At 34.8% G+C, this 22,255-nt stretch carries 27 protein-coding genes; 16 read left to right on the plus strand and 11 right to left on the minus strand.

Translation table 11 applies throughout. The features are described 5' to 3' along the window. The first annotated feature begins 159 nt into the window (after positions 1 to 159). The 3 genes from tyrS to AC23MB_RS03610 all read left to right on the plus strand — a co-directional run bounded on the left by tyrS (position 160) and on the right by AC23MB_RS03610 (position 3,152). Positions 160 to 1,455 carry a tyrosine--tRNA ligase gene (tyrS, locus tag AC23MB_RS03600; protein ID WP_312323788.1) on the plus strand — a complete coding sequence of 432 codons (1,296 nt, stop codon included), beginning with the start codon at positions 160 to 162 and terminating at the stop codon, positions 1,453 to 1,455. 93 nt (positions 1,456 to 1,548) lie between these two features. Further along, positions 1,549 to 2,370 (plus strand): hypothetical protein, encoded by an 822-nt coding sequence (locus tag AC23MB_RS03605; RefSeq protein WP_313028099.1) that lies wholly within the window; start codon positions 1,549 to 1,551, stop codon positions 2,368 to 2,370. Positions 2,371 to 2,513: 143 nt separating this feature from the next. Beyond that, positions 2,514 to 3,152, plus strand: a complete 639-nt coding sequence (locus AC23MB_RS03610; RefSeq protein WP_312324648.1) for an alpha/beta hydrolase — start codon at positions 2,514 to 2,516, stop codon at positions 3,150 to 3,152. A gap of 130 nt (positions 3,153 to 3,282) precedes the next feature. On the opposite strand, the gene AC23MB_RS03615 is transcribed toward AC23MB_RS03610, so the two are convergent. Then, positions 3,283 to 3,951 (minus strand): head GIN domain-containing protein, encoded by a 669-nt coding sequence (locus AC23MB_RS03615; protein WP_312324647.1) that lies wholly within the window; start codon positions 3,949 to 3,951, stop codon positions 3,283 to 3,285. A 156-nt stretch (positions 3,952 to 4,107) separates the two neighbouring features. Here AC23MB_RS03615 and AC23MB_RS03620 point away from each other — a divergent pair, with 156 nt between their 5' ends. The 3 genes from AC23MB_RS03620 to dnaJ all read left to right on the plus strand — a co-directional run bounded on the left by AC23MB_RS03620 (position 4,108) and on the right by dnaJ (position 7,390). Then, the gene (locus AC23MB_RS03620) at positions 4,108 to 5,631 is read left to right on the plus strand and encodes a S41 family peptidase (RefSeq protein ID WP_487786529.1); all 1,524 of its coding nucleotides are present in this window, start codon (positions 4,108 to 4,110) and stop codon (positions 5,629 to 5,631) included. A 61-nt stretch (positions 5,632 to 5,692) separates the two neighbouring features. Next, on the plus strand, positions 5,693 to 6,232 hold the full coding sequence (locus AC23MB_RS03625; protein ID WP_374329937.1) for a nucleotide exchange factor GrpE: 540 nt from the start codon (positions 5,693 to 5,695) through the stop codon (positions 6,230 to 6,232). Between the two features lie 36 nt (positions 6,233 to 6,268). Further along, a complete protein-coding gene (gene dnaJ / locus AC23MB_RS03630) occupies positions 6,269 to 7,390 on the plus strand; it encodes a molecular chaperone DnaJ (protein WP_487786530.1) in 1,122 nt (373 codons plus the stop codon). A gap of 71 nt (positions 7,391 to 7,461) precedes the next feature. Here the strand turns inward: dnaJ and AC23MB_RS03635 are convergent, their stop codons facing one another. The 3 genes from AC23MB_RS03635 to AC23MB_RS03645 form a co-directional block, all read right to left on the minus strand. After that, a complete protein-coding gene (locus tag AC23MB_RS03635) occupies positions 7,462 to 7,986 on the minus strand; it encodes a DUF2207 family protein (RefSeq protein WP_487786531.1) in 525 nt (174 codons plus the stop codon). Between the two features lie 18 nt (positions 7,987 to 8,004). Further along, positions 8,005 to 8,154, minus strand: coding sequence for a hypothetical protein (locus AC23MB_RS03640; RefSeq protein ID WP_374329929.1), 150 nt, complete (start codon positions 8,152 to 8,154; stop codon positions 8,005 to 8,007). A 129-nt stretch (positions 8,155 to 8,283) separates the two neighbouring features. Next, positions 8,284 to 8,931 carry a metal-dependent transcriptional regulator gene (locus tag AC23MB_RS03645; protein WP_374329927.1) on the minus strand — a complete coding sequence of 216 codons (648 nt, stop codon included), beginning with the start codon at positions 8,929 to 8,931 and terminating at the stop codon, positions 8,284 to 8,286. Positions 8,932 to 9,084: 153 nt separating this feature from the next. Here AC23MB_RS03645 and AC23MB_RS03650 point away from each other — a divergent pair, with 153 nt between their 5' ends. Beyond that, the gene (locus AC23MB_RS03650; protein ID WP_374329925.1) at positions 9,085 to 10,383 is read left to right on the plus strand and encodes an aminopeptidase P N-terminal domain-containing protein; all 1,299 of its coding nucleotides are present in this window, start codon (positions 9,085 to 9,087) and stop codon (positions 10,381 to 10,383) included. Between the two features lie 45 nt (positions 10,384 to 10,428). Here the strand turns inward: AC23MB_RS03650 and AC23MB_RS03655 are convergent, their stop codons facing one another. Then, the gene (locus AC23MB_RS03655; RefSeq protein WP_312322323.1) at positions 10,429 to 10,815 is read right to left on the minus strand and encodes an acyl-CoA thioesterase; all 387 of its coding nucleotides are present in this window, start codon (positions 10,813 to 10,815) and stop codon (positions 10,429 to 10,431) included. 302 nt (positions 10,816 to 11,117) lie between these two features. On the opposite strand from AC23MB_RS03655, the gene hutU reads away from it, so the two are divergent. Together hutU and AC23MB_RS03665 are read left to right on the plus strand one after the other, a co-directional pair. Continuing rightward, positions 11,118 to 13,103, plus strand: a complete 1,986-nt coding sequence (gene hutU / locus AC23MB_RS03660; protein ID WP_487786532.1) for a urocanate hydratase — start codon at positions 11,118 to 11,120, stop codon at positions 13,101 to 13,103. 228 nt (positions 13,104 to 13,331) lie between these two features. Next, complete coding sequence (locus AC23MB_RS03665) at positions 13,332 to 13,958, plus strand: hypothetical protein (protein WP_312322329.1); 627 nt, start codon at positions 13,332 to 13,334, stop codon at positions 13,956 to 13,958. A gap of 48 nt (positions 13,959 to 14,006) precedes the next feature. Here AC23MB_RS03665 and AC23MB_RS03670 read toward each other — a convergent pair whose 3' ends face one another. After that, positions 14,007 to 14,342 (minus strand): DinB family protein, encoded by a 336-nt coding sequence (locus tag AC23MB_RS03670; RefSeq protein WP_313028087.1) that lies wholly within the window; start codon positions 14,340 to 14,342, stop codon positions 14,007 to 14,009. Between the two features lie 375 nt (positions 14,343 to 14,717). On the opposite strand from AC23MB_RS03670, the gene AC23MB_RS03675 reads away from it, so the two are divergent. Continuing rightward, positions 14,718 to 15,260 (plus strand): HdeD family acid-resistance protein, encoded by a 543-nt coding sequence (locus AC23MB_RS03675; RefSeq protein WP_487786533.1) that lies wholly within the window; start codon positions 14,718 to 14,720, stop codon positions 15,258 to 15,260. Between the two features lie 51 nt (positions 15,261 to 15,311). Here AC23MB_RS03675 and tpx read toward each other — a convergent pair whose 3' ends face one another. Together tpx and AC23MB_RS03685 are read right to left on the minus strand one after the other, a co-directional pair. Then, positions 15,312 to 15,797, minus strand: a complete 486-nt coding sequence (tpx, locus tag AC23MB_RS03680) for a thiol peroxidase (protein WP_487786690.1) — start codon at positions 15,795 to 15,797, stop codon at positions 15,312 to 15,314. A gap of 136 nt (positions 15,798 to 15,933) precedes the next feature. Beyond that, entirely contained in the window at positions 15,934 to 16,551 is a 618-nt protein-coding gene (locus AC23MB_RS03685; protein ID WP_487786534.1) for a hypothetical protein, read from the minus strand. Between the two features lie 139 nt (positions 16,552 to 16,690). Here AC23MB_RS03685 and AC23MB_RS03690 point away from each other — a divergent pair, with 139 nt between their 5' ends. Both AC23MB_RS03690 and AC23MB_RS03695 read left to right on the plus strand, forming a co-directional pair. After that, complete coding sequence (locus AC23MB_RS03690; RefSeq protein ID WP_487786535.1) at positions 16,691 to 17,185, plus strand: RNA polymerase sigma factor; 495 nt, start codon at positions 16,691 to 16,693, stop codon at positions 17,183 to 17,185. A gap of 11 nt (positions 17,186 to 17,196) precedes the next feature. Continuing rightward, positions 17,197 to 17,790, plus strand: coding sequence for a hypothetical protein (locus AC23MB_RS03695; protein ID WP_487786536.1), 594 nt, complete (start codon positions 17,197 to 17,199; stop codon positions 17,788 to 17,790). Positions 17,791 to 17,839: 49 nt separating this feature from the next. Here the strand turns inward: AC23MB_RS03695 and AC23MB_RS03700 are convergent, their stop codons facing one another. After that, positions 17,840 to 18,544, minus strand: coding sequence for an ABC transporter ATP-binding protein (locus tag AC23MB_RS03700; protein ID WP_487786537.1), 705 nt, complete (start codon positions 18,542 to 18,544; stop codon positions 17,840 to 17,842). A gap of 104 nt (positions 18,545 to 18,648) precedes the next feature. On the opposite strand from AC23MB_RS03700, the gene ruvX reads away from it, so the two are divergent. From ruvX to AC23MB_RS03720, 4 genes are all read left to right on the plus strand, one after another. After that, a complete protein-coding gene (ruvX, locus tag AC23MB_RS03705; protein ID WP_079667079.1) occupies positions 18,649 to 19,059 on the plus strand; it encodes a Holliday junction resolvase RuvX in 411 nt (136 codons plus the stop codon). After that, positions 19,056 to 19,628 (plus strand): peptide deformylase, encoded by a 573-nt coding sequence (gene def / locus AC23MB_RS03710; RefSeq protein WP_079667078.1) that lies wholly within the window; start codon positions 19,056 to 19,058, stop codon positions 19,626 to 19,628. Before ruvX ends, def begins: the two co-directional genes overlap by 4 nt. Before the next feature lie 47 nt (positions 19,629 to 19,675). Next, positions 19,676 to 20,218, plus strand: a complete 543-nt coding sequence (locus AC23MB_RS03715) for a DUF5606 family protein (protein WP_313028077.1) — start codon at positions 19,676 to 19,678, stop codon at positions 20,216 to 20,218. 129 nt (positions 20,219 to 20,347) lie between these two features. After that, entirely contained in the window at positions 20,348 to 21,082 is a 735-nt protein-coding gene (locus AC23MB_RS03720; RefSeq protein ID WP_313028075.1) for an ABC transporter substrate-binding protein, read from the plus strand. A 17-nt stretch (positions 21,083 to 21,099) separates the two neighbouring features. On the opposite strand, the gene AC23MB_RS03725 is transcribed toward AC23MB_RS03720, so the two are convergent. Both AC23MB_RS03725 and AC23MB_RS03730 read right to left on the minus strand, forming a co-directional pair. Beyond that, entirely contained in the window at positions 21,100 to 21,765 is a 666-nt protein-coding gene (locus AC23MB_RS03725; protein ID WP_313028073.1) for a hypothetical protein, read from the minus strand. A 215-nt stretch (positions 21,766 to 21,980) separates the two neighbouring features. Continuing rightward, entirely contained in the window at positions 21,981 to 22,214 is a 234-nt protein-coding gene (locus tag AC23MB_RS03730; protein ID WP_313028071.1) for a hypothetical protein, read from the minus strand. Positions 22,215 to 22,255: the final 41 nt, after the last annotated feature.

Consider the following 22,255-nt stretch of genomic DNA (forward strand, 5'->3'; position numbering starts at 1 on the left):
TTTGGGTTGGCGTGAGGCGGCGGAGCGCAGCCGAGCCGTCCGAGCGACAACCCAAAAGATATAGTGGAAAGCAGGTTCCTGGCTCCTAAGAATTATCAGCGCTTTTATGAGGCGTGGGAGAAAGCAATTGCTTAACTTTGCAAATTAAATTTTAACCGAATGAATGCATTTATTGAAGAACTAAAATGGCGCGGGCTTTTTGCCGACATGACGCCTGGGATTGAGGAGCAACTTGAAAAAGAGATGACCACAGCCTATATTGGTTTTGACCCAACTGCAGATTCGTTACACATCGGAAGTTTGATTCCAATTAAAATTTTGGCTCATTTTCAACGTCATGGACACAAACCAGTTGCTTTGGTTGGTGGCGCGACAGGGATGATTGGTGACCCATCTGGAAAATCCGCAGAACGAAATCTGTTAGATGAGGCTACCCTTTTGTATTACGTTGATTGTCTTAAAGGTCAATTGTCACGATTCCTAAACTTTGATGGTAACGAACCTAACAAAGCAGAATTGGTGAACAACTATGACTGGATGAAGGATATTTCGTTTTTGGATTTTGCTAAAAATATCGGAAAGCACATCACCGTTAACTATATGATGGCGAAAGATTCTGTTAAAAAACGTTTCTCTGGCGAAGATGGCGCGGACGGAATGAGCTTTACAGAATTCACTTACCAATTGATGCAAGGTTACGATTACCTGCACCTATACCAAACTATGGGTATGAAGTTGCAAATGGGTGGATCTGACCAATGGGGAAACATCACGACTGGGACTGAACTAATCCGTCGTAAAGCCCAAGGTGAAGCTTTTGCATTGACAACTAAATTGATTACTAAAGCGGACGGTTCAAAATTCGGAAAGTCTGAAAGTGGTGAAAACTACTGGCTGGATGCGAAAAGAACCTCGCCTTATCAATTCTACCAATTTTGGTTAAATGCGACAGACGACGATGCTGAGCGCTTTATTAAATATTATACTTTTATAGACAAGCCAGAAATCGAAGCTTTGATCGAGGAACACAAAACGGCGCCACACGAGCGCAAACTTCAGAAGCGTCTAGCGGAAGAAGTGACAATTTGGGTTCATGGAAAAGAGGAGTTCGAAAAAGCGTTGAAAGCTTCGGAAATTCTTTTTGGACGTTCGACTGCTGAGGATTTACAAAGTCTTGATGAAGATTTGTTTTTACAGATTTTTGATGGCGTTCCGCAAAAGGAAATCGCAAAATCGGAAGTTATCGGTGCTAACATCGTGGATTTGGTTTCGGAAAAGTCTGGTTTCTTGAAATCAAAATCTGAGGCTACGCGTGAACTAAAAGGGAATTCAATTTCTGTAAATAAAGACAAAGTTGATGATACTTTTACAGCTTCGGAAGGTGACCTTATCGATGGTAAATTTTTACTCTTACAAAAAGGCAAAAAGTCTTACTTTATCATAAAAGTTGTTTAAGTTTTTATTTAAACCTACATAGACTAAGCTTCCTCAAATCGGGGAAGCTTTTTTTGTGTCAAAAATCTTAATATTCGTTGGACAAACACAATTATGCATCCATTTTCGCTTTCTTTCGAGGACAGTGACAACATTTTCATACAGATATTTACAGTTCTGGCAGCTTTATGTATTGCTGGGACATGGTTCTCTTATCAAAGTCATCGACCAATGTTTCAACGTATTTTTGGAGGAATTGTTGGTGGCGTTGCTTCTTATTTTGTTGCTGTGTTGTTCTTCGGAATTTTTGGAAGTTTTTATACCACAATTAAAGACGAACTAAATCCTAATAAACAAACCGCAACTATTGGTAATTACGACACTTTTACAAGTACTTCGCAAGACTCAAATCGAAGAAATATCGGCAGAGGAACAAGCACTAATACTTACTATAAACCAACTTTAGAATATCGCGATAAAAACGGAAATATTAGACAAGCCAAAGGAGATGTTTCTTTCAGTAAAATTAATCAGAAACCAGTCGGGAGCGTCATAAAAGTTATTGTTGAAGATAACAAAGTTAGGATGCAAGAAACACCTATCAAAACATTTGCATTTGTCATGAACATTGTGACACTAGCTTTTATGTTTATGTTTTACTTTATCTTTTACACTTTTGCAAAAACTGGAGGTTTCGAAGAGTCTTCCAATTTATTGCTTATAATTTTCGCTTACATTGTTTTTCCCATTGCATTTTTTGTTTTAATCTATCTATTCCTAAATATTGGTTACGATTATTTTATCTTAGGCAAAAGGTACACGAGCTTTGGCGGTGCAGTAATTTGTACAGGTTTAGGATTTTTTCTCGTTCTATCTATTTACGGTTTTATTAAGTATAAAATAGAATATGCTGCGAAAAAAAGAAAAAAGCTTTGAAAAAACTTGAAAAGAAAGCGAAAAAAGAAAGAAAGAAAGAAAGAAAGAAAGAAAGCCTATGCTATTCAACATTAATTATTTATAAGACAATTCGTCATTTAGGATTTTTGCTTCTTTAAAAACTAAAAAAGTATCTTTGCTTTATGGATTTAAAATACCTTCTTAGAGAACCCGAAAATATTACTTCTTCTACACCACTTTTAGTTTTAATACATGGCTATGGAAGCAACGAAGAAGACCTTTTTAGCTTTGTACCAACGCTTCCCAAAGATTGGTTAGTTGTAAGCTTTCGAGCGCCAAAAGACACGCCTTATGGTGGTTATGCTTGGTATGACATCGATCTTACAAATCCCGAAAAATATGTGGATGTGGAACAAGCGGAAGCTGCAATTTCTGGAATAATGGAAGCTATCATGAAAATCAGCAACCAATACGGCTTGGTCGATAACCCCACGCATCTTTGTGGCTTCAGTCAAGGCGGAATTTTGAGTTACGCGATGGCATTACGTTTTCCTCAATTATTTAATAAAATTGCATGTCTTAGCAGTTATCCAGAAGAAAAGCTTTTAACAAACATTGTTAAGGATAAGAAAAAACTAGAGCAATTAAGATTTTTTGTTTCTCATGGGACAGATGACGCTGTTATCCCGATTGATTGGGGACGAAAAGCTGCAGAATTGCTTTACGATTTAAGTTGCTACTTCAGTTTTAGAGAATATATGAGTGGACATGGTGTTAATCAAAAAAATTATATGGATTTGATGACATTCTTCGAGTCTTAATAAATCTCAATTTATTTCTGTGGCATAGCATTTGCAAGCTTTTCTACGAACACAAATAATGGAGAACAATAAAATAAAAAAGCTATTCACAACTGAATAGCTTTTTTTTTTATAATCGATTATTATTAAATTATTTATAATTCACTTTTCCGCCGATAAATTTTTTCTCGTTTCGATTTTCTGGATTACCATATACATTAATAATTCCACCTGCACGAGTCGTTGTCGTAACATCTTGACTCGCAAAAACATTAGCTTCACCGCCAGCATTAACAGTCACCGAAGTATTTTCGGACTTCAATTCTGCACCTTCATATTTTCCGCCAGCGTTAACAACAACATCCTGTGTAGTCGTTTCACCAGCAATTTTTATTAAACCTCCAGTGTTCACTTTAGAAGTAATAGCTGCGGAGTTCGCAAGAACATCAATCACCGAACCTTCATTTGATATTAAACTTAGATTAGAAGACGTAATTGGAGAGGTCGATGAAATAATAGAGCCTTGGCTCGCTTGTATGCTTCCAAGGTTTTTGTAATACAAGATAATTTTCGTTGCATCACCTTGCATCACTTTAGAAGTGACCATTCTAACTTTTAACTCATTGCCGCTATTTACAAATTCTACATTACTAGCATTTTTTCCAGAAATATCGGCTTTATACTCGTCGCCAGGGATTAGTTCTACATTAATCTGATCAAAAACTTTAAGTTTTGTAAAGCTTCCTACATTTTTCATTTGTGCAAACGCAAGTGTCGTACCTGCTGCAATCATCATTGTGGTCAAAATTTGTTTAATCATAATTTTGGTTCTTATTTAGCTTTTTTAGTCATGACAAAATCAATACCATAATGGGTTAGCAAGATAATTTAATTTTAATTAATTATCATTCATAAATAGTTTTTAAAAACTTTTCAATAAAAACATTACATTTGATTTCGGAAAGATTTATATTCGATGTCAAGACTTTATTTATTCGTTTTTTGTTTTTTAATAACAGGTTGTCAATCTGTCAAAAAAGCTAATGCCGAATTCGAAAAAAAAATCCCTATCCAGCAACTGCAAGACGATATTGACCAAACCTATGTTTCTCTTAAACGATTTCACCCCGAACTTTATTGGTACATTTCTGAAAAAGGTTTAGAAAAGAAATTTGACAGTCTCAAAAGCACGATTTCGGAACCGTTAAACAGGCAAGAATTTTATTTTAAACTCGCGCCAGTTATCGCGCAAATCCGACAAGGTCATCTACGACTTCGCATTCCGCAAAAACAATACACAAAGGCAGAAACAAAAGTTTTTGATAAAAAAACGCCACTTTTTGGACAATATACCTATCGTATTTCGGATGAAAAAATGATCGTTTATAAACCAACGGTTGATTCAGAGAAGAAGCTTCTTCCTGGCACCGAAATTTTAGAAATAAATGGTGTAAAAGTTAAAGATTTAATCAAAAAATATCGAAGTGTTATGACTTCGGACGCTTACAACCAAACCTATTACAAATATGCGTTGAGCGAGACTTTTTTTAATTATTACACCGCAGAATATGGTCTTTTGAGTGAAGCTAGTTTAAAGATAAAATTCAAAAATCAGATTAGTGATTTTGTCTTAAAAAGAGTTGATAAAGAGGAAATTAAAAAACAAAAATATACGCCTAGTAAAGAGATAAAAAAAATCTATGATTTTGATGCGAGAACCAACTCTTTCAACCGAAATATGCGTTTTGCAGTCGCAGATAGCTCTGTCGCTTACATGAAAATAAAAACTTTCTCGGATATAGGTTCTTCAAAATTTTATAAAAAAAGCTTTAAAAAAATAAAAGAAGCTAAATCAAAATATTTAATTCTTGATATTAGAAATAATCTTGGTGGTTCTTTGGACGAAATCAACAATCTGTATTCTTACCTAACAACTGAGAATTATACTTTGGCAAAAATGCCAGAAATGACTTTTGAAAATGCAGCAATTCACCGTAATTATTTTTACAATTTACCAACAACCAGCAAAATAATTTCAGCGCCAGCTTATCCGTTTTTTATCGCTGGTAATCGTTTTTTATCAGGAAAAAATAAAGAAGGTAAATCTATTTTTAAAGAATCTGCTGCTAAGGAAAGTAAGTCCAAAAAAGATGCTTTCCAAGGGAAAATTTATGTTTTAGTAAATGGCTCAAGCTTTTCTGCATCTTCTGTTATTTCAGCAAAATTAAAACACGACAAACGCGCCATTATCGTTGGTGAAGAGACTGGCGGCGCTAATGATGGTACAGTCGCAGGTTTCAATAACACGATTGAACTTACCTATTCTAAACTTAATCTACCAATCGGTTTACTTTTTATCCAACCTAACATCGAACCTCTTGGGCAAAAACGTGGCGTAATGCCTGATGTTGAAGTTGATGCAGATTTCTATAATGTAAGTCAAGGCAAAGATCTTCAACTCGAATGGATTCTTAAGGATATCAAAAAAAAATCGGACTAAATGTCTAAAATTCCGTTTTGGCAGTTTCTTTGTGTAATCTGACAAAGAAATACATAACATTATGGAAGATAATAAAGATATACACGAGGAAAACGAACATTTAACGACTGACGAACCAACCAATACAGAAGAAAATGCGACTGACAATGTGACAGCCGAAAAGACTTCTGAGGAATTATTGGCAGAAGAAAAAGACCGTTACCTTCGTCTTTATGCAGAATTCGAAAACTACAAAAGAAGAACTGCAAAAGAAAAGAACGAATTCTTTATATACGCTAACCAAGATATTATGATCTCGATGTTAGCAATCCTTGACGACTTCGAAAGAGCACTTAAAGAAATTGCTAAAACGGGTAACGAAGATGATATTAAAGGCGTAGAATTGATTTATCAAAAATTCAAAGGAAAATTAATGGAAAAAGGTCTTAAACCAATTGAAGTTAAACCTGGCGACGACTTTAACGTCGATTTTCATGAAGCGATTACGCAGATCCCAGCACCAACACCTGAATTAAAAGGAAAAATCGTTGACGTTATTGAGAATGGTTACCAACTTCATGATAAAGTCATTCGTTTCACAAAAGTAGTAACAGGGGCTTAAAATCGCTTATATAAAGCATTTTTAGAATTTAAGACAATGGCAAAAAGAGACTATTACGAGATATTAGAAGTTACGAAAACTGCAACTTCCGAAGAGATTAAGAAAGCTTATCGTAAACAAGCGATCAAATATCACCCTGACAAAAATCCTGGCAACGCAGAAGCTGAGGAAAAATTCAAAGAAGCTGCAGAAGCTTATGAAGTATTGAGCGATGACAACAAGCGTGCGCGTTATGACCAATATGGTCACGCAGGTCTTGGTGGCGCTGCAGGTGGCGGATTTGGCGGAGGCTTCGGTGGCGGCATGAACATGGAAGATATTTTCAGCCAATTTGGAGATATTTTTGGTGGGCATTTCGGCGGTGGCTTTGGTGGCGGTCGTCAACAACAAACTAGAGGAACTAACCTTAGAATCCGTATCAAACTTAACCTAGAAGAAATGGTGAATGGTACGCAGAAGACGGTTAAAGTTAAGAAAATGAAGTTGGCAGAAGGTGTAACTTCAAAAACTTGTCCTACTTGTCAAGGTTCTGGCGTGCAGATTAAAGTGATGAACACCATGTTCGGACAGATGCAAACTCAGGCTAATTGTGGAACTTGTAATGGGATCGGAAAAGTTGCTGATAAAATTCCTGCTGGCGCTAATGCACAAGGTTTGGTTAAAACTGAGGAAGAAATCACGATCAACATCCCAGCTGGAGCGAGAGACGGCATTCAACTTAATGTAAGAGGAAAAGGTAACGAAGCGCCTTTTGGTGGTGCAGCGGGCGACCTGTATGTTGTGGTTGAGGAAGAAGTTGACAAATTGATCAAACGCGAAGGCGACAATCTTCACCAAGAATTGTTTATTTCTTTTGCGGAAGCAGCTTTAGGAACTTCTAAAGAAATCAATGTCGTTGGTGGAAAAGTAAAAATCAAAGTTGAAGAAGGGACGCAGTCTGGAAAAATTTTGAGACTTGCTGGTAAAGGTCTTCCAAATATTGAAGGCTATGGTGGCAAAGGCGATATGTTTGTACACATCAATGTATGGACGCCTCAAAAGCTAACTAAAGAACAAAAAGCATTTTTCCAAAGTCAAATAGATAATAACGAAATGGCTGCAGAACCAACTGGAAAAGAAAAATCTTTCTTTGAAAAAGTTAAAGATTTATTTGATTAAATAGTTGCAAAATATATCTAAAACCTACTTTCTGAGTAGGTTTTTTTATTTAAAAATGTCAGCAACGTTTTTCACAATAGCATAGTGAATCGTCGTAGCAATAAGATTTTCATCTGTTGAAAAAGCAAAAATACAACAAGCCAAAAAATATAAAATCCGATATTATGAATCAGGTCAAGAACTTCCCAGTAACTGCCTTTGACAAAAGAATAAATCGTCAATCCGAAATACAAAAAGCTAATAATCGATGCGCTAAACATTAAAAATAAACGTCCACGAAAGCATCTCCGAGTGGTCTTTCGATATTGACTTCGTAGAGAATTTGATAGATTATCACAAGCCGAATTGATGTTTTCATTTTTATCACCATTAATGATAATCTTAGAATTCTCAGCAAATAAATTTCTCATAAGTTGAGCTTCGTCAAGAGACAAATTATTGTCAGGTTCTTTCAAAACTTCTAATTGATACGTGATATTAACTTTTGATTTTCGAATTTTAATGTACTTTTTAACCGCCAAATTAATGATCAAAGTCGACAACATTCCTGTTCTGAAGTCACCATAAATTAAATAAGCCATTTCAGCAGGCGACATATTTTTAGGCGAAGAAAATTATGGAATGATAATATCTTTTTTCCATTTTCTAGTCATTAAAAAACAGAGTAAAAAATAGACGATCATAATAGCAAAAGCTCTCATCACCCAATGTGTATTGTCGTACACAACTCTTTCTACGTAAATAACATTGGGTTCGTTTTGCATTATTAGGAATACTTTTTTTTGATTATTTCGATTCTAAAATACAAATTTTAATCAAAAAACCAATTTTAATTAAAAGATAAAAGTATCAGACAAAAAAAGCCTTTCAAATTTTAAAAGGCTTATCATTATTTATTTTACTAAAAGTTTTTCGCAAACCAACTTACTAAAAACTTCCTGTTTATCATCAATTTCGATGAGCATCGATTGGTCAAAATTTTCGATACTTATAACTTTCATTTCGGTTCCTAATTGGATATTCCGTTTATTAAGATAACTAAGAAAATCGTCGGAAGATGTTGTAACGGAAGCAAAAACAACATTTTCGTTCTCTTTGCATTGACTTAATTTTTTAAGCTCTGGTTGTACGACAACACCATCTTTATCAGGAATTGGTTCACCATGAGGATCAACTTTTGGGTGATTTAGGATTTCATCCATTTTATCAAAAAAAGCATCAGAATGTATATGTTCTAATTGCTCTGCAATTTCGTGAACATTCTCCCAACCAAATCCCATTTTTTCCACCAAAAACATTTCTGTTAGACGATGTTTTCTCACGATGAGCGCAGCCTCTTTCCTACCCGATTCGGTGACACGGATTGGTTTATAAGATTCGTAAATCACCCAATTTTTCTCTGCAAATTTTTTAATCATACTGTTCACAGATGGCATTTTAATTTGCAGACGTTTGCTAAGATCATTTACAGAAACCTCGTGTTCATCACTCATTAGATGATATAAGGCTTTCAAATAATTTTCTTCTGTTAAAGAATTCATACATCAAAGATACAAAATGTTAGATTAACTTAACTTTAAAACTAACTTTTAATAATTTCGACATTTTTACTGAATTAAAAACGATTAAAACCATATTATTATTTGTAATTTTGAAAGCAATTTTAAATTTAATACTGAAAATAAAAATAGAACATGACTACAAAATACGACAGAATTCCTAATACTTTGTTCATCAAAAATCGCAAAAAATTTGTCACTCAAATGAAGCCAAATTCTATAGCGATTTTTAATTCTAACGACATTTATCCTATCAGCGCCGATTCTACACTAGCTTTTCAGCAACACCGCGACATTTTTTATCTTTCGGGTGTTGACCAAGAAGAAAGCATTTTGTTAATTTTTCCGAATGCTTACAAAGAAGAGTATCGCGAAATTCTATTTGTTAGAGAAACTAACGATCATATCGCCGTTTGGGAAGGTGAAAAATTGAGCAAAGAAGATGCAACGGAAGTATCTGGAATTAAAACCGTAATGTGGTTGTCAGAATTCGAAAAAGTATTTTATGATTTGATGGCTGAAGCAGAAAATATTTATTTAAATAAAAATGAACATTATCGCGCGGCTGTAGAGACACAAACGCGTGAAGATCGCTTCATCGAATTTGTAAAAAAACAATATCCACTTCATATAATTTTGCGCAGTAATCCTATTTTGCAACGTTTAAGAAGTATCAAAGAACCTGAGGAAATTGCTTTGATTCAACATGCTTGTGACATTACAGAAAAAGGAATTCGCAGACTTCTCGGCTTTGTAAAACCTGGCGTTTGGGAGTATGAAATCGAAGCTGAATTGGCGCACGAATTTATAAAAAATAGAAGTCGTGGATTTGCTTACACACCCATTATCGCAAGCGGAAACAATGCGAATGTTTTGCATTATATTTCTAACAATATGCAACTGAAAGATGGTGATCTTATCCTATTAGATGTCGGTGCAGAATATGCGAATTATTCATCGGACTTAACTCGTACAATCCCCGTAAATGGAAAATATACACCTCGCCAAAAACAAATCTACAATGCCGTTCTTAATTGTAAAAAAGAGGCTGAAGATCGTTTGATTGCTGGAAATAATTGGCATAAATTCCATAAAGAAATGGGCGAAGTCTACACTTCTACTTTGTTAGATTTGGGATTAATTGATAAAGTTGATGTCCAAAATGAGGATCCAAAATGGCCAGCTTACAAAAAATACATGATGCACGGGACATCCCACCACATGGGCCTTGACACGCACGACTATGGTCTTTTGTCTGATGATTTTGTGACAGGCATGGTCTTTACCAACGAACCTGGATTCTACATTCCAGAGGAAGGTTTTGGCGTGCGACTTGAAGACGATTACGAGATTCAAGCTTCAGGAAATCCGAAAAACTTTATGAAGAATATTCCTATCGAAGCCGACGAAATCGAGTCTTTAATGAATTCTTAGGTTTAAAAACAACAAAAAGGCTCTCAAATTTGAGAGCCTTTTATTTTATTCGAAAATACGTTGTGGTTTTTTATTCTCGTCAATCGCTACCAAAGTAAAATCTCCAGAAACTGCTTTCTCACGCGTATCGGCGTACATTTCTTCGATAAAGATTTCGATGTTAACTTTTAGGCTCGAGTTCCCAACATATTTTACTTTTCCTATCAGCTCTACTAAAGTGTCTGCTGGTATAGGTTTTTTAAAATCGATTCGGTCACAACTCACTGTTACAAAAGATTTTCTGGCAAATCGGGTTGCTGTCATAAAGGCAACTTCGTCCATCATTTCCATAACTTTTCCGCCGAACATGGTGTTGTGATGGTTGGTTGTGTTTGGGAAAACCACTTTAAAAACGTGGGTTTCAGACGCTTTAATTTTGTCGTCGTAATTCATTTCTTTTTTTAGAATTAAAAGTTTAACAATTGAAATGAATAAAAATCTATGAGATTCTTACTTCAAATCGCGAAAGTTTTCGGGGATCCGGCTTTGCAAAAGCATCACGGTTGCGCGACAGCTCGTGAGTTACACACGATTCACCCTTTTCGAGTGCAAAGATAATTTTTTTTGAAGTGATTTTGTAACGTTGTAATATGAAATTCTCCTTTAATCAGGTCAATTTTCTTGCTTTATATTTTCAATTTTGAATATCTTTAAAACCAATTTTGAATTTCAAATCTCAAATTTCAAATTAAATAATGACATTTCAAGAACAAATAAAACAAGGGATTCCTACGGAACTTCCTCAACCAAAAGCTTACGAACCCAATATCAATCACGCTCCAAAGCGTAAAGAAATCTTAACCGACGAGGAAAAGAAATTGGCTTTACAAAATGCGTTGCGTTATTTCAATCCTCAATTTCATGCCACTTTAATCCCTGAATTCAAGAAAGAATTAGAGGATTTTGGAAGAATTTATATGTATCGTTTTCGTCCGGATTATGAAATGAAAGCCCGTCCGATAAACGATTATCCGGCGAAATCTCAACAAGCTGCGGCGATTATGTTGATGATTCAGAATAATTTGGATTATGCCGTGGCGCAACATCCTCACGAATTGATTACCTATGGCGGAAATGGTGCGGTTTTTTCCAATTGGGCGCAATATCTTTTGACGATGCAATATTTGTCGGAAATGACGGACGAGCAAACTTTGGTGATGTATTCTGGGCATCCGATGGGGCTTTTCCCTTCTCACAAAGACGCTCCGAGAGTTGTTGTAACTAATGGAATGATGATTCCAAATTATTCAAAACCTGATGATTGGGAGAAATTCAATGCTTTGGGTGTTACGCAATACGGACAAATGACGGCAGGAAGTTATATGTACATCGGTCCACAAGGAATTGTACATGGAACGACGATAACGGTTCTGAATGCTTTTAGAAAAATCAATAAATCACCAAAAGGAGGCTTGTTTGTGACTTCTGGATTGGGTGGAATGTCAGGAGCACAGCCAAAGGCAGGAAATATCGCAGGTTGTGTAACGGTTTGTGCTGAGGTGAATCCTAAAATCACGAAAATTCGTCACGACCAAAAATGGGTGAATGAAATCCATGAAAATATGGATGAATTGATTGAAAGAGTGAGAAAAGCTCAAGAAAATCAAGAAACCGTTTCTTTGGCTTACCTTGGAAATATCGTTGATGTTTGGGAAAAATTTGAGGATGCTGGTTTGAAAATCGATATCGGTTCCGACCAAACGTCTTTGCATAATCCTTGGGCAGGTGGTTATTATCCAGCTGGAATTTCTTTTGAAGAATCCAATACGATGATGGCTGAAAATCCAGAATTATTCAAAGAAAAAGTTCAGGAAACCTTGAGAAGACACGCTGCAGCAATTAACAAACATACAGAAAAAGGAACCTATTTTTTCGATTATGGAAATGCCTTTTTATTGGAAGCGTCGCGTGCAGGAGCAGATGTGATGTCTGCAACGCCATCATTAGGAAGAGAATTCAAATATCCAAGCTATGTTCAAGATATAATGGGGCCAATGTGTTTCGATTATGGTTTTGGACCGTTCCGCTGGGTTTGTACAAGTGGAAAACCGGAAGATTTACAAAAAACAGATGATATTGCTTGTGCAGTTTTAGAAGAGATGATTCAGAATTCTCCTGCTGAAATTCAGCAACAAATGAAAGATAATATCCAATGGATAAAAGGCGCTCAAGAAAATAAATTGGTGGTTGGTTCACAGGCGAGAATTTTATATGCCGATGCGGAAGGAAGAATGAAAATCGCAGAAGCCTTCAATAAAGCCATTGCCAACGGAGAAATCGGAGCAGTAGTTTTAGGAAGAGACCATCACGATGTTTCGGGAACGGATTCTCCTTACCGTGAGACTTCTAATATTTATGATGGTTCAAGATTTACAGCCGATATGGCGATTCACAACGTGATTGGCGATAGTTTCCGAGGAGCAACCTGGGTTTCTATCCACAACGGTGGTGGCGTTGGTTGGGGAGAAGTGATTAATGGTGGTTTCGGAATGTTATTGGATGGAAGCGATGATGCAGACAGACGATTGAAATCGATGCTTTTCTGGGACGTTAACAACGGAATTTCCAGAAGAAGTTGGGCAAGAAATGAAGGTGCTATTTTTGCCATCAAACGTGCCATGGAAGCCGAACCAAATTTGAAAGTTACGCTGCCGAATTTGGTCGATGAGAGTTTGTTTTAATCATTTTTTTAAAAATATTATTAAACAACAAAAGTTATTTATTTTTACATTTTATAACTTTGAGTAAACTAAAAAAGCTATCAAATTGTGATAGCTTTTTTTTATTTATTTTCACCTTATTTAATTAGAAAACAAGTTGGTACTGAAAATATTATTTAATATTAAAAAAGTCGTTTATTTAATTTAACTTTTAAAAAGAATAAAACTCTAAGTTTTAAATATTAAATTATGAAAATCTCCATTCCAAAACCATGTCACGAAAATTGGGATCAAATGACACCCGCCGAAAAGGGAAAATATTGTGGTATTTGCAGTAAAAATGTTACTGATCTTACCACAATGTCTGATGATCAAATTCTAAATGAATTACAATCTAACACCGACATCTGCGTCGTTGCGAACCATTCTCAAATGAATAGAAATTTAGAATATTCTTTTATTAATTCATTATTTTCAAAATTTGCATTAGGTGTTATTTTGACCTCCGCTGGAATTGTAAGTATCAATGCTCAACAAAAAGAAAATCAACAAACGACGAAAGGAAAAGTGACACATATTAGTGCTAACAAAGACACTAACAATGTTCGTGTAATGGGCAAAATGGCTTATATTCCTCCGAAAAAAGATACGATTAGAAAGCCTTTCCGCCTTGGGAAAATTGCGGCTTACCCTAATAAAGACAAAGCCAACCCAATCTATGTTTTGGACGGAATTATCGTTGATGAGAAAAAAGTTAAAGATCTAAAACCTAGTAATATAGAAAAAATCGAAGTCCTCAAAGATGAAAAAGCGAAAAATAAATATGGCGAAAAAGCAAAAGATGGCGTCATTGTAATCACCTCGAAAAAGAAATAATTTAAAATAAAAAAGGCTAATTCAGATTTGAAATAGCCTTTTTTATCTTTAATACTTTGTATCCGCAGATGGTCCGTAGCTTGGTGGTAATGGAATATCATTTAATCGATAATAGACGCCTAGTTGCGCTCTGTGATGCGTCGCTTGATTCAGCGCATGTCGGATGGCACAGTACTTTGTCCATTCCATCATCGTTTCGCCATTATTTTTTATAGCCCAATTCGGTTCTAGTTGATCTTCTGTCGCCGCTTCTAGACTTGCAATTCCAGCATTGTAATCGTCTTCTAACTTTTGCTGAAGTTCGGCTTTTGTTGAGATCTTAACTGGTTGATAATCGCCTTTTCCAAAGTCTAACTCTGATGTGTTAAGAATAAATTTGGCCACGCAAAAACCTCAGCAATATGTGATGCTAACGGCATTAATTTCATACTTTTCTCGTGCGGTGCGTAATCATTTTTATTCTCAGGAAAACGATCAAAAATGCTTAAGTTGTTTCGTACTCGTTTTTTAATTCTTCTTTAAGTTGTTATAATGTATCCATTTTTGTGTGATTTGTGAATTATAAAATTACTGTCTTTAATTTCAAAAATATGTTAATGCTTTATTAAATAAAGATAAAACTAAAGCTTCTCGATTTCGTTTAATAAAAATTTAATAAAATGACAAAATTTTAAATATAACGTATCGCATAATAAATATCATGAAAGTCGGATAAGGTATATATTTTGCAAGTTATTGGTATTCAAAAAAATTATTACAATGAGTCAAAACTACACAAATCCGTACAAGTACTGGTATCTTCCGTTAATTACAGGGATTATCTTTATCATTAGTGGAATATATATTTTCCGTACACCGCTTGCTTCTTATTTAACATTATCGATGATATTTGCAGCTATCTTTTTTGTTACAGGTATCATGGAAGTTGTTAACGCTTTTAGCAACAGACAATATCCCAACTGGGGATGGTCGCTAGCTGGAGGTATTGTTGATTTGGTTTTAGGGATTATGCTAATCTCCTCACCTGCTTTGAGTGCGACAATATTGCCGTTATATGTTGGGATTACGATTTTGTTTCGTTCGATTATGGGTATTGGATCGTCTTTAGCATTAAAAAAAGTTGGGATTAAATCTTGGGCGACTGTGATGATTTTTAGTATTTTGGGATTATTATTCGCGATACTAATGATTACAAATCCTGTTTTTGGAGGTTTAACAATTGTGTACTACACCGCTATTTCATTTATTATGATTGGTGTTTTCCAAATCATGCTTGCTTTTGGTTTGAAAAAACTGAAATAAATACAATCTTTCTTAAACAAAAAACAGTCTCAAAATTTTGAGACTGTTTTTTTATTTTTTAATTGCTGCTAAAGCTTTATCATAGTTAGGTTCTTGACTAATGTCTGCGACTTGTTCTTCGTAGACGATTTTGCCTTGCGGATCAATAACAACCACCGCGCGACTTAGCAAGCCTCGTGACGCGCCATCGATCATTTCAACGCCGTAACGTTTCCCAAAATCTGTTCTAAAATCTGACAACATTACAACATTTTTAATACCTTCTGCACCACAAAAACGCTTTTGCGCAAAAGGCAAATCTTTAGAAATACATAACACCGAGGTATTTGGAAGATCGGCAGCCATCTCATTAAACTTTCTTACTGACATCGAGCAAACGCCTGTATCAACACTCGGAAAAATATTTAGGATTAAATATTTTCCCTTGTAACTCTCAAGACTTTTGCTTTCCATTTTGTCATCTGTCAGTTCAAAATTAGGAGCCACAGCACCAACATTAGGAAGTTTTGCAAAAGTTTTTATTTCTTTACCGCGCATTAACACTGTCGATTGTTGAGCGTTTGAAAATCCAACAACCAGTAACAATCCGAAACTTAATATTTTTAAAGCTTTCAATATTTCTAAAATTTAAATCAAATTTAAAACAAAAAAACTTCCTTTCGGAAGCTTTAGCTTATTTTAATAAAGATGTATTAATCTCACTCATCACAGCTTTTAGCTGATCGAGTGTATAACCTTCGCCTTCTATTTTTATTGCATAACGGTCTTTAACAAGATACTGAATTTCCGATTCCATAATTTCTCCATTTTTCTTCTCAGAAACGCTTGCACGTACGTTATTAAAATTGGTTGTTTTCTCATAACCTTCAGCATCTGTTTTTTCTGATTCTGCTTTTAGCGCCATCATCAACATAGCAAGCATACCGCTCCCAGCTTCGCCTGCGCCGTCCACAATGCTAATCTCAACATACTTATCTGCGTTGTCGCTATACTTTGCATCTGCCGAAGCTAAACCCATCATAGAGCTATCTCCTACTCTTATTTCGGTTCTTGCTAAGCCTAGTGCGGTTGTTGGCAGAATAGACTTTAGCTCATCATTAGTTGCTGGAGCTGTTGTTTTCAACTCTTCCATTTTTTTCTCGATGTCATCCATAGATGCTGATAAGTTGTTGAGTGTTTTCGCACCGTTGACAACGTCACCTACCGAAGTGGAAGTTTTTGCGTTAGCATCTTCATTTTTTTTACAAGCAACTAAGCTGACTACAGCCAATGCTAAAAGTGTTCTTTTCATAATTTTATCTTTGATGTGATACAAATCTAATATTTTAAAACTAAATTGACAATTATCAAATTCGAGCCTCGAAAAAATAATATTATTTTTTTGTAACATTTTAAAGAATCAGTCACTAACCTTGTGAGAACTAAAATAAATGACAACTCTAGAATCTGAGTTTTTACAAAAAATCGACAAGCATAAAGGCATCATTTTCAAAATTTCGAAAATGTATATGGACAATCGAGAAGATCAAGAAGATCTTTTCCAAGAGATTACATTTCAGGTTTGGAAGGCTTTTTCGAGTTTTAAAGGCGAAAGCGAATTTTCGACTTGGCTCTATCGTGTGGCGCTTAACACCGCTATTGTATTTTTAAAATCAGAGAAAAGAAGAAGCTTTATCGACAATGCAGAAGTCTCAAATTTTAAAATTGAACAAGAAGATTACAACCACGAAAAAGAAGAGAAACTTCAAAAAATGTACGAAGCCATCCAACAACTTAATCCTATCGATAAAGCTTTTATCTTTTATTATCTCGAAGATTTTTCGGGAAAAGATATTGCACAACAAATGGGAATCTCCGAGGGCAACGTCCGCGTAAAAATGAATCGTGCAAAAAATAAATTAAAAGACAATTTATCTAATCCATAAATTACAAAGAAATGAATATAGATGAACTAAAAAATATTTGGGATAATGACGAAAGCCAAAATACGCCTGAAGTCAGCCTAGAACAAAGAAAAAGCCTAAATCTACCTTTAGAAAAAATCCGTCGGAATATGCGTTGGGAGTTTTGGTCAACCGTAATACTTTTAGCTTTTGTGTTGGTTGCAATTTGGGGAATCCAAATGCCATTTAGATTCCGATTGTATTTAGAAATTTTGGTAGCTGCTATGACTGTGGTAACCTTCTTTTTCTATGCTAAATTTTTCAAACTTTATAAAGAAATCAGCAATCCCGAATTAGAAACTTTAACATCATTAAAAGACTTGTTGACACAATTTAATCTTAATAAACAATATTATTTGTCGTTCTACATCAGCTTTGTGCCATTCTTAGTTGGCGAAATGATTATCGTTATAGAATCTATTCCAAAATCTAGAGATTTGCCCGACTTAGCATTAGCCATTTATTTTGTTGGATCAATCTTGGCTGGACTTCTATTTTTATGGCTTTTAGGAAAATTTTGGTTTCAATATTATTACGGAAAATATATTGACAAAGTTGAAAAACTTGTTGAAGAATTACAAGCTTAATTATTAAATACGAAGCGCGATGTCCAAGGACATCGCGCTTTTTTTATTCTTATTGTTGCGCTTCTGTATAACTTTGGAAAGCCTGTTCGAGACTTTCATATTTTCCTTTGAATTCTGAAATTGGAGAATCTTGAATGATATTCCCTTTATGAATCAAAATAACGCGTGAGCAAAGCGCTTCCACTTCTTGCATGATGTGTGTTGATAAAATCACCGTTTTTTCTTTCCCAATTTCTTTAATCACATTTCGGATTTCGACAATTTGGTTAGGATCTAGACCGTTAGTTGGTTCATCCAAAATCAATAAGTCTGGTTGATGAAGAATCGCTTGTGCAAGGCCAACACGCTGTTTGTAACCTTTAGAAAGTTGACTTATTTTCTTCGATTTTTCAGGTGTTATCCCAACCAATTCGACAACCTCGTCTACTCTATTTTTTTTGATTCCGTGGATATTCGCCACAAATTGAAGATATTCTTTAACGAACATTTCTTGATAAAGTGGATTATTTTCTGGTAGAAAACCAATCTTTTTTTTGCTTTCGATATCGTGCGTTGTGATGTCTTTTTGATCCAATAAAATTTGACCTTCATCAATCTTCAAAGCGCCAACAATAGACTTCATCAGCGTTGATTTTCCTGCACCATTTGGACCTAGAAGTCCGATAATTTCGTTTTTATTAATTAAAATATTAACATCATTAAGTGCCACTTGGTCACCAAATTTCTTCGTCAGATTTATAATATCTAAAGCCATTATTTACAAATATCTAGGGCAAAAATACTAAATCTTAAACATTAAATCATTTCTCTTTTAAAACAATTTTCAAAGCCTAAAATTTTTCGTAAATTTGCAAACCTATGGGACAAATCCTCGCAATTGACTACGGAAAAGTAAGAACAGGACTCGCTGCAACCGATGATGCTAAGATTATCGCAAGTGCATTGACGACTGTAGAAACGCCAAAGTTGATCGATTTCCTAAAGGATTATTTCAGCAAGAATAATGTAGAAGCGGTTGTTGTTGGCTTACCAACAGACCTCAAAGGACAACTTTCTGAAATAGAAACGGACATTCAGCAGTTTTTAAAAGTTTTTGAAACTGAATTTCCTGATAAAAAAGTACATCGTTTGGATGAGCGTTTTACTTCCAAAATGGCTTCATTTTTTATAAGTCAAAGCGGAAAAAATAAAAAACAAAGACAAGAAAAAGGTCTTATTGACCGTGTAAGTGCAACCATAATTTTGCAAAATTTTTTAGATCAACAATGATTTTACCAATACGCGCCTTTGGCGATTCAATATTAAGAAAAGTGGCTCACGATATCGACAAAGATTATCCTGAGTTACAAACTTTGATAGACAATATGTTCGAAACCATGAATGGTGCTAACGGCATTGGCCTTGCTGCGCCACAAATTGGCTTGGACATTAGACTTTTTATCGTGGACATCACGCCACTTGCAGACGACGAAGATTACGAAGATATTGCGGAAGAACTTAAGACTTTCAAAAAAGTATTTATCAATGCGCAAATCCTTGAAGAAAGCGGTGAAGAGTGGAAATTCAACGAAGGTTGTCTATCGATTCCGGAAGTTAGAGAAGATGTAAAACGCAAAGAAACTATCAAAATTGAATATTTTGATGAAAATTTTGTGAAACATATCGATACTTTTTCGGATATTCGTGCGCGCGTTATTCAACATGAGTACGACCACATCGATGGTATACTTTTCACGGATCACCTAAGCGCACTAAAAAAGAAATTGGTAAAAGGAAAACTACAAAAAATCGCTAACGGCGATGTAGGCGTTAACTACAAAATGCGCTTTCCGAAATAATTTAAAATAAATAAGAAAAAAATAAACAACGACTAAACATTGAAACAATGCAGTTAGAAAAAATAATTTCAATCTCAGGAAAACCAGGACTTTTCAAATTAGTTTCTCAATTAAGAAATGGATTTATTGTTGAAGATATCACAACTAAAAAGAAAGTTAGCATCTCAAACTCTAGCCAAGTTAGCTTGCTAGACAATATCGCGATGTTCACTTTTGATAAAGAAGTTCCGTTATTTGAAGTATTTGAAAATATTGCTAAAAAATACGATTTCAAACAAACGATTAACCACAAGTCAAAAAGTGACGAGCTTAAGACTTTTATGGAAGAATCGCTTCCTAACTACGATACAGAAAGAGTATACGAGTCTGATATCAAAAAATTAGCGCAATGGTATAATCTTTTGCAAAAAGCGGGTTACATTACACCAGAAAGCTTTGTAAAAGTTGAGGAAGTTGTAGAAGAAGCGCCAGCAGCTGAGGAAAAACCAGCTAAAAAAACGACTAAAAAAGCAACTGAAAAAACTGAGGATGCTGAAGAAAAACCAGCTAAAAAACCTGCAACTAAAAAGACCACTAAAAAAGAAGATTAATTATAAATCGTCAATTCGGGTAAAATTCGTTGAAAGTTTTATGTAAAGAATTGTCACAATTTTAATTAAAACAATAAAAACTCTATCAAAAGGTTTATTTTTGATGGAGTTTCTTTTTAATATTGAGTTATGAGAATTGTGTCCTTGGTACCGTCGTTGACAGAGATTTTGTTTGATTTTGGATTGACTTCCGAAGAGGTTGTTGGCAGAACAAAATTCTGTGTTCATCCCAAAAATAAAGTCCAAGATGTTGCGATAATTGGCGGAACCAAAAACATTAATATTGAAAAGATAAAATCTCTAAACCCCGACATCATCCTCGCCAACAAAGAGGAAAACGTTAAAGAGCAAGTCGAAGAATTAATGCAAACGCACAAAGTGATTGTCACGCACGTCGAAACTTTGGAAGACAATTATTATTTGCTAAAAAACCTCGGAAATTTACTTAACAAAAAAGAAGTTGCACAACAATTCAATCTTAAAATTCAGGAGCAATTTAATTTTGAAAAAGCTAAAACCAAATTAAAAGTCGCTTATCTTATTTGGAAAGATCCTTTTATGAGCATTGGTCGCGACACTTTTATTCATCATGTTTTACAAGACATCGGTTTCGAAAATTTCTTCGCCAATCAAAAACGTTATCCAAGTTTTGAGCTAACAGATTTGGCGGATGCTGATGTTATTTTTCTGTCTTCAGAACCTTATCCTTTTAAAGAAAAGCACGTCGAAGAACTTCAGAAAATTTATCCCAACAAAATCATCAAAATTGTTGATGGCGAAGCTTTTTCTTGGTACGGCACCCGAATTGCGCACATCGGAGATTATTATCAAAACTTGGTTTCGGAGGTTTTAAAAAGTAAGTAAAGAGAATTTAAATCAAACTACTTTTTATACTCTAGATAAATTCCGTCCCAGATTTTTACAATTTCTTTGGATAGTTTTTCAAGCGATTTGTTTTCGGATTCTAATCGCAGATTATCTACATCTTGATTTTCTTTCCAAATATAAGATTTTTTCTCAACTTCATCCGTTGCTTCTGTCAAACCGTATAAATATTCTGTATGCACATCAAACAAAGCCGCAGAAGAGGTCGTTCTCACTTTCACTTCTTTGTTTTTAAGGTAGCCCAAAGCAAAAACATTTTGAGGTCCAAAATTCTTTGCATCGACAGAAAATTCTGTATCAAACGTGTAAACTAAGAGCATTTGTGCTTTCATTTTTGCAGCAGCCAAACGCAAATCTTTTATCGTTCTATAATTATAAGGAAGCAACAATCTGTTGAATGGTGAAATCTGTTTGATGCCTTGCAGTTTTTCAATCTCTTGAATTTGTTTTTCCTCGTTTGCATCTCGTGTCAAGATTATCGTAAAATTTCCATTATTGGCTTGATTTTCATTTTGAGAATAACGATAATTAGAATATCTCGGCGCTTGGATTCTTGCAATGGCAATCGTTACGGGAAATTCAGCTGTTGGTTTGTTAGACAAAACTTTAGAAATGTCTTCGTCCGCCAATTCCGAAAATTTGACATCGCCGCCTGGCGTCACATATTTGGTGGAGCAAGAACTTAAAACAAGTAATAAAAAACTGGTAAAAAAAGTTGAGATTTTAGTTTCATAATAAATAATTTGACTGTTGTGATTTTATTTATAATACAACGGAAAAATAGTTTTACAAGTATTTGGTAAATAAATATTTTTTGAACAATTTCCAAAACAAAAGGCTAATTTTCCAGGTTAGCCTTTTTGTTTTTTATGTAAGATTAAATCCAATGAAAACTTAGTACAGATTTCATTTCTTCGATAATGTTGTCATTGTTGAGATATTCTGCTTCTCCAAAGCGGAGTTTAAAATCAAATTCGTTGGAAAGATTTTCCAAAATATGTGACAAAGATTTTATTTCACCTTCAAACCAATTCGACCAAGCGAATAAGATTTCTTCTTGATCTTTTTTAAACTGATAAAAATCGAAATCAACGCCTTTATCAAAAGCCAAATGACTGTATTAACAAATCAATTTCCAAGAACTTTTTTGCA

The sequence above is a fragment of the Soonwooa sp. T0.1_25 genome (assembly GCF_057652215.1).

What these genes read in the sequence shown, in the direction of transcription:
- tyrS (WP_312323788.1), top strand. Translation starts at nt 160, where the DNA reads ATGAATGCATTTATTGAAGAACTAAAATGGCGCGGGCTTTTTGCCGAC.
- AC23MB_RS03605 (WP_313028099.1), top strand. Translation starts at nt 1,549, where the DNA reads ATGCATCCATTTTCGCTTTCTTTCGAGGACAGTGACAACATTTTCATA.
- AC23MB_RS03610 (WP_312324648.1), top strand. Translation starts at nt 2,514, where the DNA reads ATGGATTTAAAATACCTTCTTAGAGAACCCGAAAATATTACTTCTTCT.
- AC23MB_RS03615 (WP_312324647.1), bottom strand. Translation starts at nt 3,951, where the DNA reads ATGATTAAACAAATTTTGACCACAATGATGATTGCAGCAGGTACGACA.
- AC23MB_RS03620 (WP_487786529.1), top strand. Translation starts at nt 4,108, where the DNA reads ATGTCAAGACTTTATTTATTCGTTTTTTGTTTTTTAATAACAGGTTGT.
- AC23MB_RS03625 (WP_374329937.1), top strand. Translation starts at nt 5,693, where the DNA reads ATGGAAGATAATAAAGATATACACGAGGAAAACGAACATTTAACGACT.
- dnaJ (WP_487786530.1), top strand. Translation starts at nt 6,269, where the DNA reads ATGGCAAAAAGAGACTATTACGAGATATTAGAAGTTACGAAAACTGCA.
- AC23MB_RS03635 (WP_487786531.1), bottom strand. Translation starts at nt 7,986, where the DNA reads ATGTCGCCTGCTGAAATGGCTTATTTAATTTATGGTGACTTCAGAACA.
- AC23MB_RS03640 (WP_374329929.1), bottom strand. Translation starts at nt 8,154, where the DNA reads ATGCAAAACGAACCCAATGTTATTTACGTAGAAAGAGTTGTGTACGAC.
- AC23MB_RS03645 (WP_374329927.1), bottom strand. Translation starts at nt 8,931, where the DNA reads ATGAATTCTTTAACAGAAGAAAATTATTTGAAAGCCTTATATCATCTA.
- AC23MB_RS03650 (WP_374329925.1), top strand. Translation starts at nt 9,085, where the DNA reads ATGACTACAAAATACGACAGAATTCCTAATACTTTGTTCATCAAAAAT.
- AC23MB_RS03655 (WP_312322323.1), bottom strand. Translation starts at nt 10,815, where the DNA reads ATGAATTACGACGACAAAATTAAAGCGTCTGAAACCCACGTTTTTAAA.
- hutU (WP_487786532.1), top strand. Translation starts at nt 11,118, where the DNA reads ATGACATTTCAAGAACAAATAAAACAAGGGATTCCTACGGAACTTCCT.
- AC23MB_RS03665 (WP_312322329.1), top strand. Translation starts at nt 13,332, where the DNA reads ATGAAAATCTCCATTCCAAAACCATGTCACGAAAATTGGGATCAAATG.
- AC23MB_RS03675 (WP_487786533.1), top strand. Translation starts at nt 14,718, where the DNA reads ATGAGTCAAAACTACACAAATCCGTACAAGTACTGGTATCTTCCGTTA.
- tpx (WP_487786690.1), bottom strand. Translation starts at nt 15,797, where the DNA reads ATGCGCGGTAAAGAAATAAAAACTTTTGCAAAACTTCCTAATGTTGGT.
- AC23MB_RS03685 (WP_487786534.1), bottom strand. Translation starts at nt 16,551, where the DNA reads ATGAAAAGAACACTTTTAGCATTGGCTGTAGTCAGCTTAGTTGCTTGT.
- AC23MB_RS03690 (WP_487786535.1), top strand. Translation starts at nt 16,691, where the DNA reads ATGACAACTCTAGAATCTGAGTTTTTACAAAAAATCGACAAGCATAAA.
- AC23MB_RS03695 (WP_487786536.1), top strand. Translation starts at nt 17,197, where the DNA reads ATGAATATAGATGAACTAAAAAATATTTGGGATAATGACGAAAGCCAA.
- AC23MB_RS03700 (WP_487786537.1), bottom strand. Translation starts at nt 18,544, where the DNA reads ATGGCTTTAGATATTATAAATCTGACGAAGAAATTTGGTGACCAAGTG.
- ruvX (WP_079667079.1), top strand. Translation starts at nt 18,649, where the DNA reads ATGGGACAAATCCTCGCAATTGACTACGGAAAAGTAAGAACAGGACTC.
- def (WP_079667078.1), top strand. Translation starts at nt 19,056, where the DNA reads ATGATTTTACCAATACGCGCCTTTGGCGATTCAATATTAAGAAAAGTG.
- AC23MB_RS03715 (WP_313028077.1), top strand. Translation starts at nt 19,676, where the DNA reads ATGCAGTTAGAAAAAATAATTTCAATCTCAGGAAAACCAGGACTTTTC.
- AC23MB_RS03720 (WP_313028075.1), top strand. Translation starts at nt 20,348, where the DNA reads ATGAGAATTGTGTCCTTGGTACCGTCGTTGACAGAGATTTTGTTTGAT.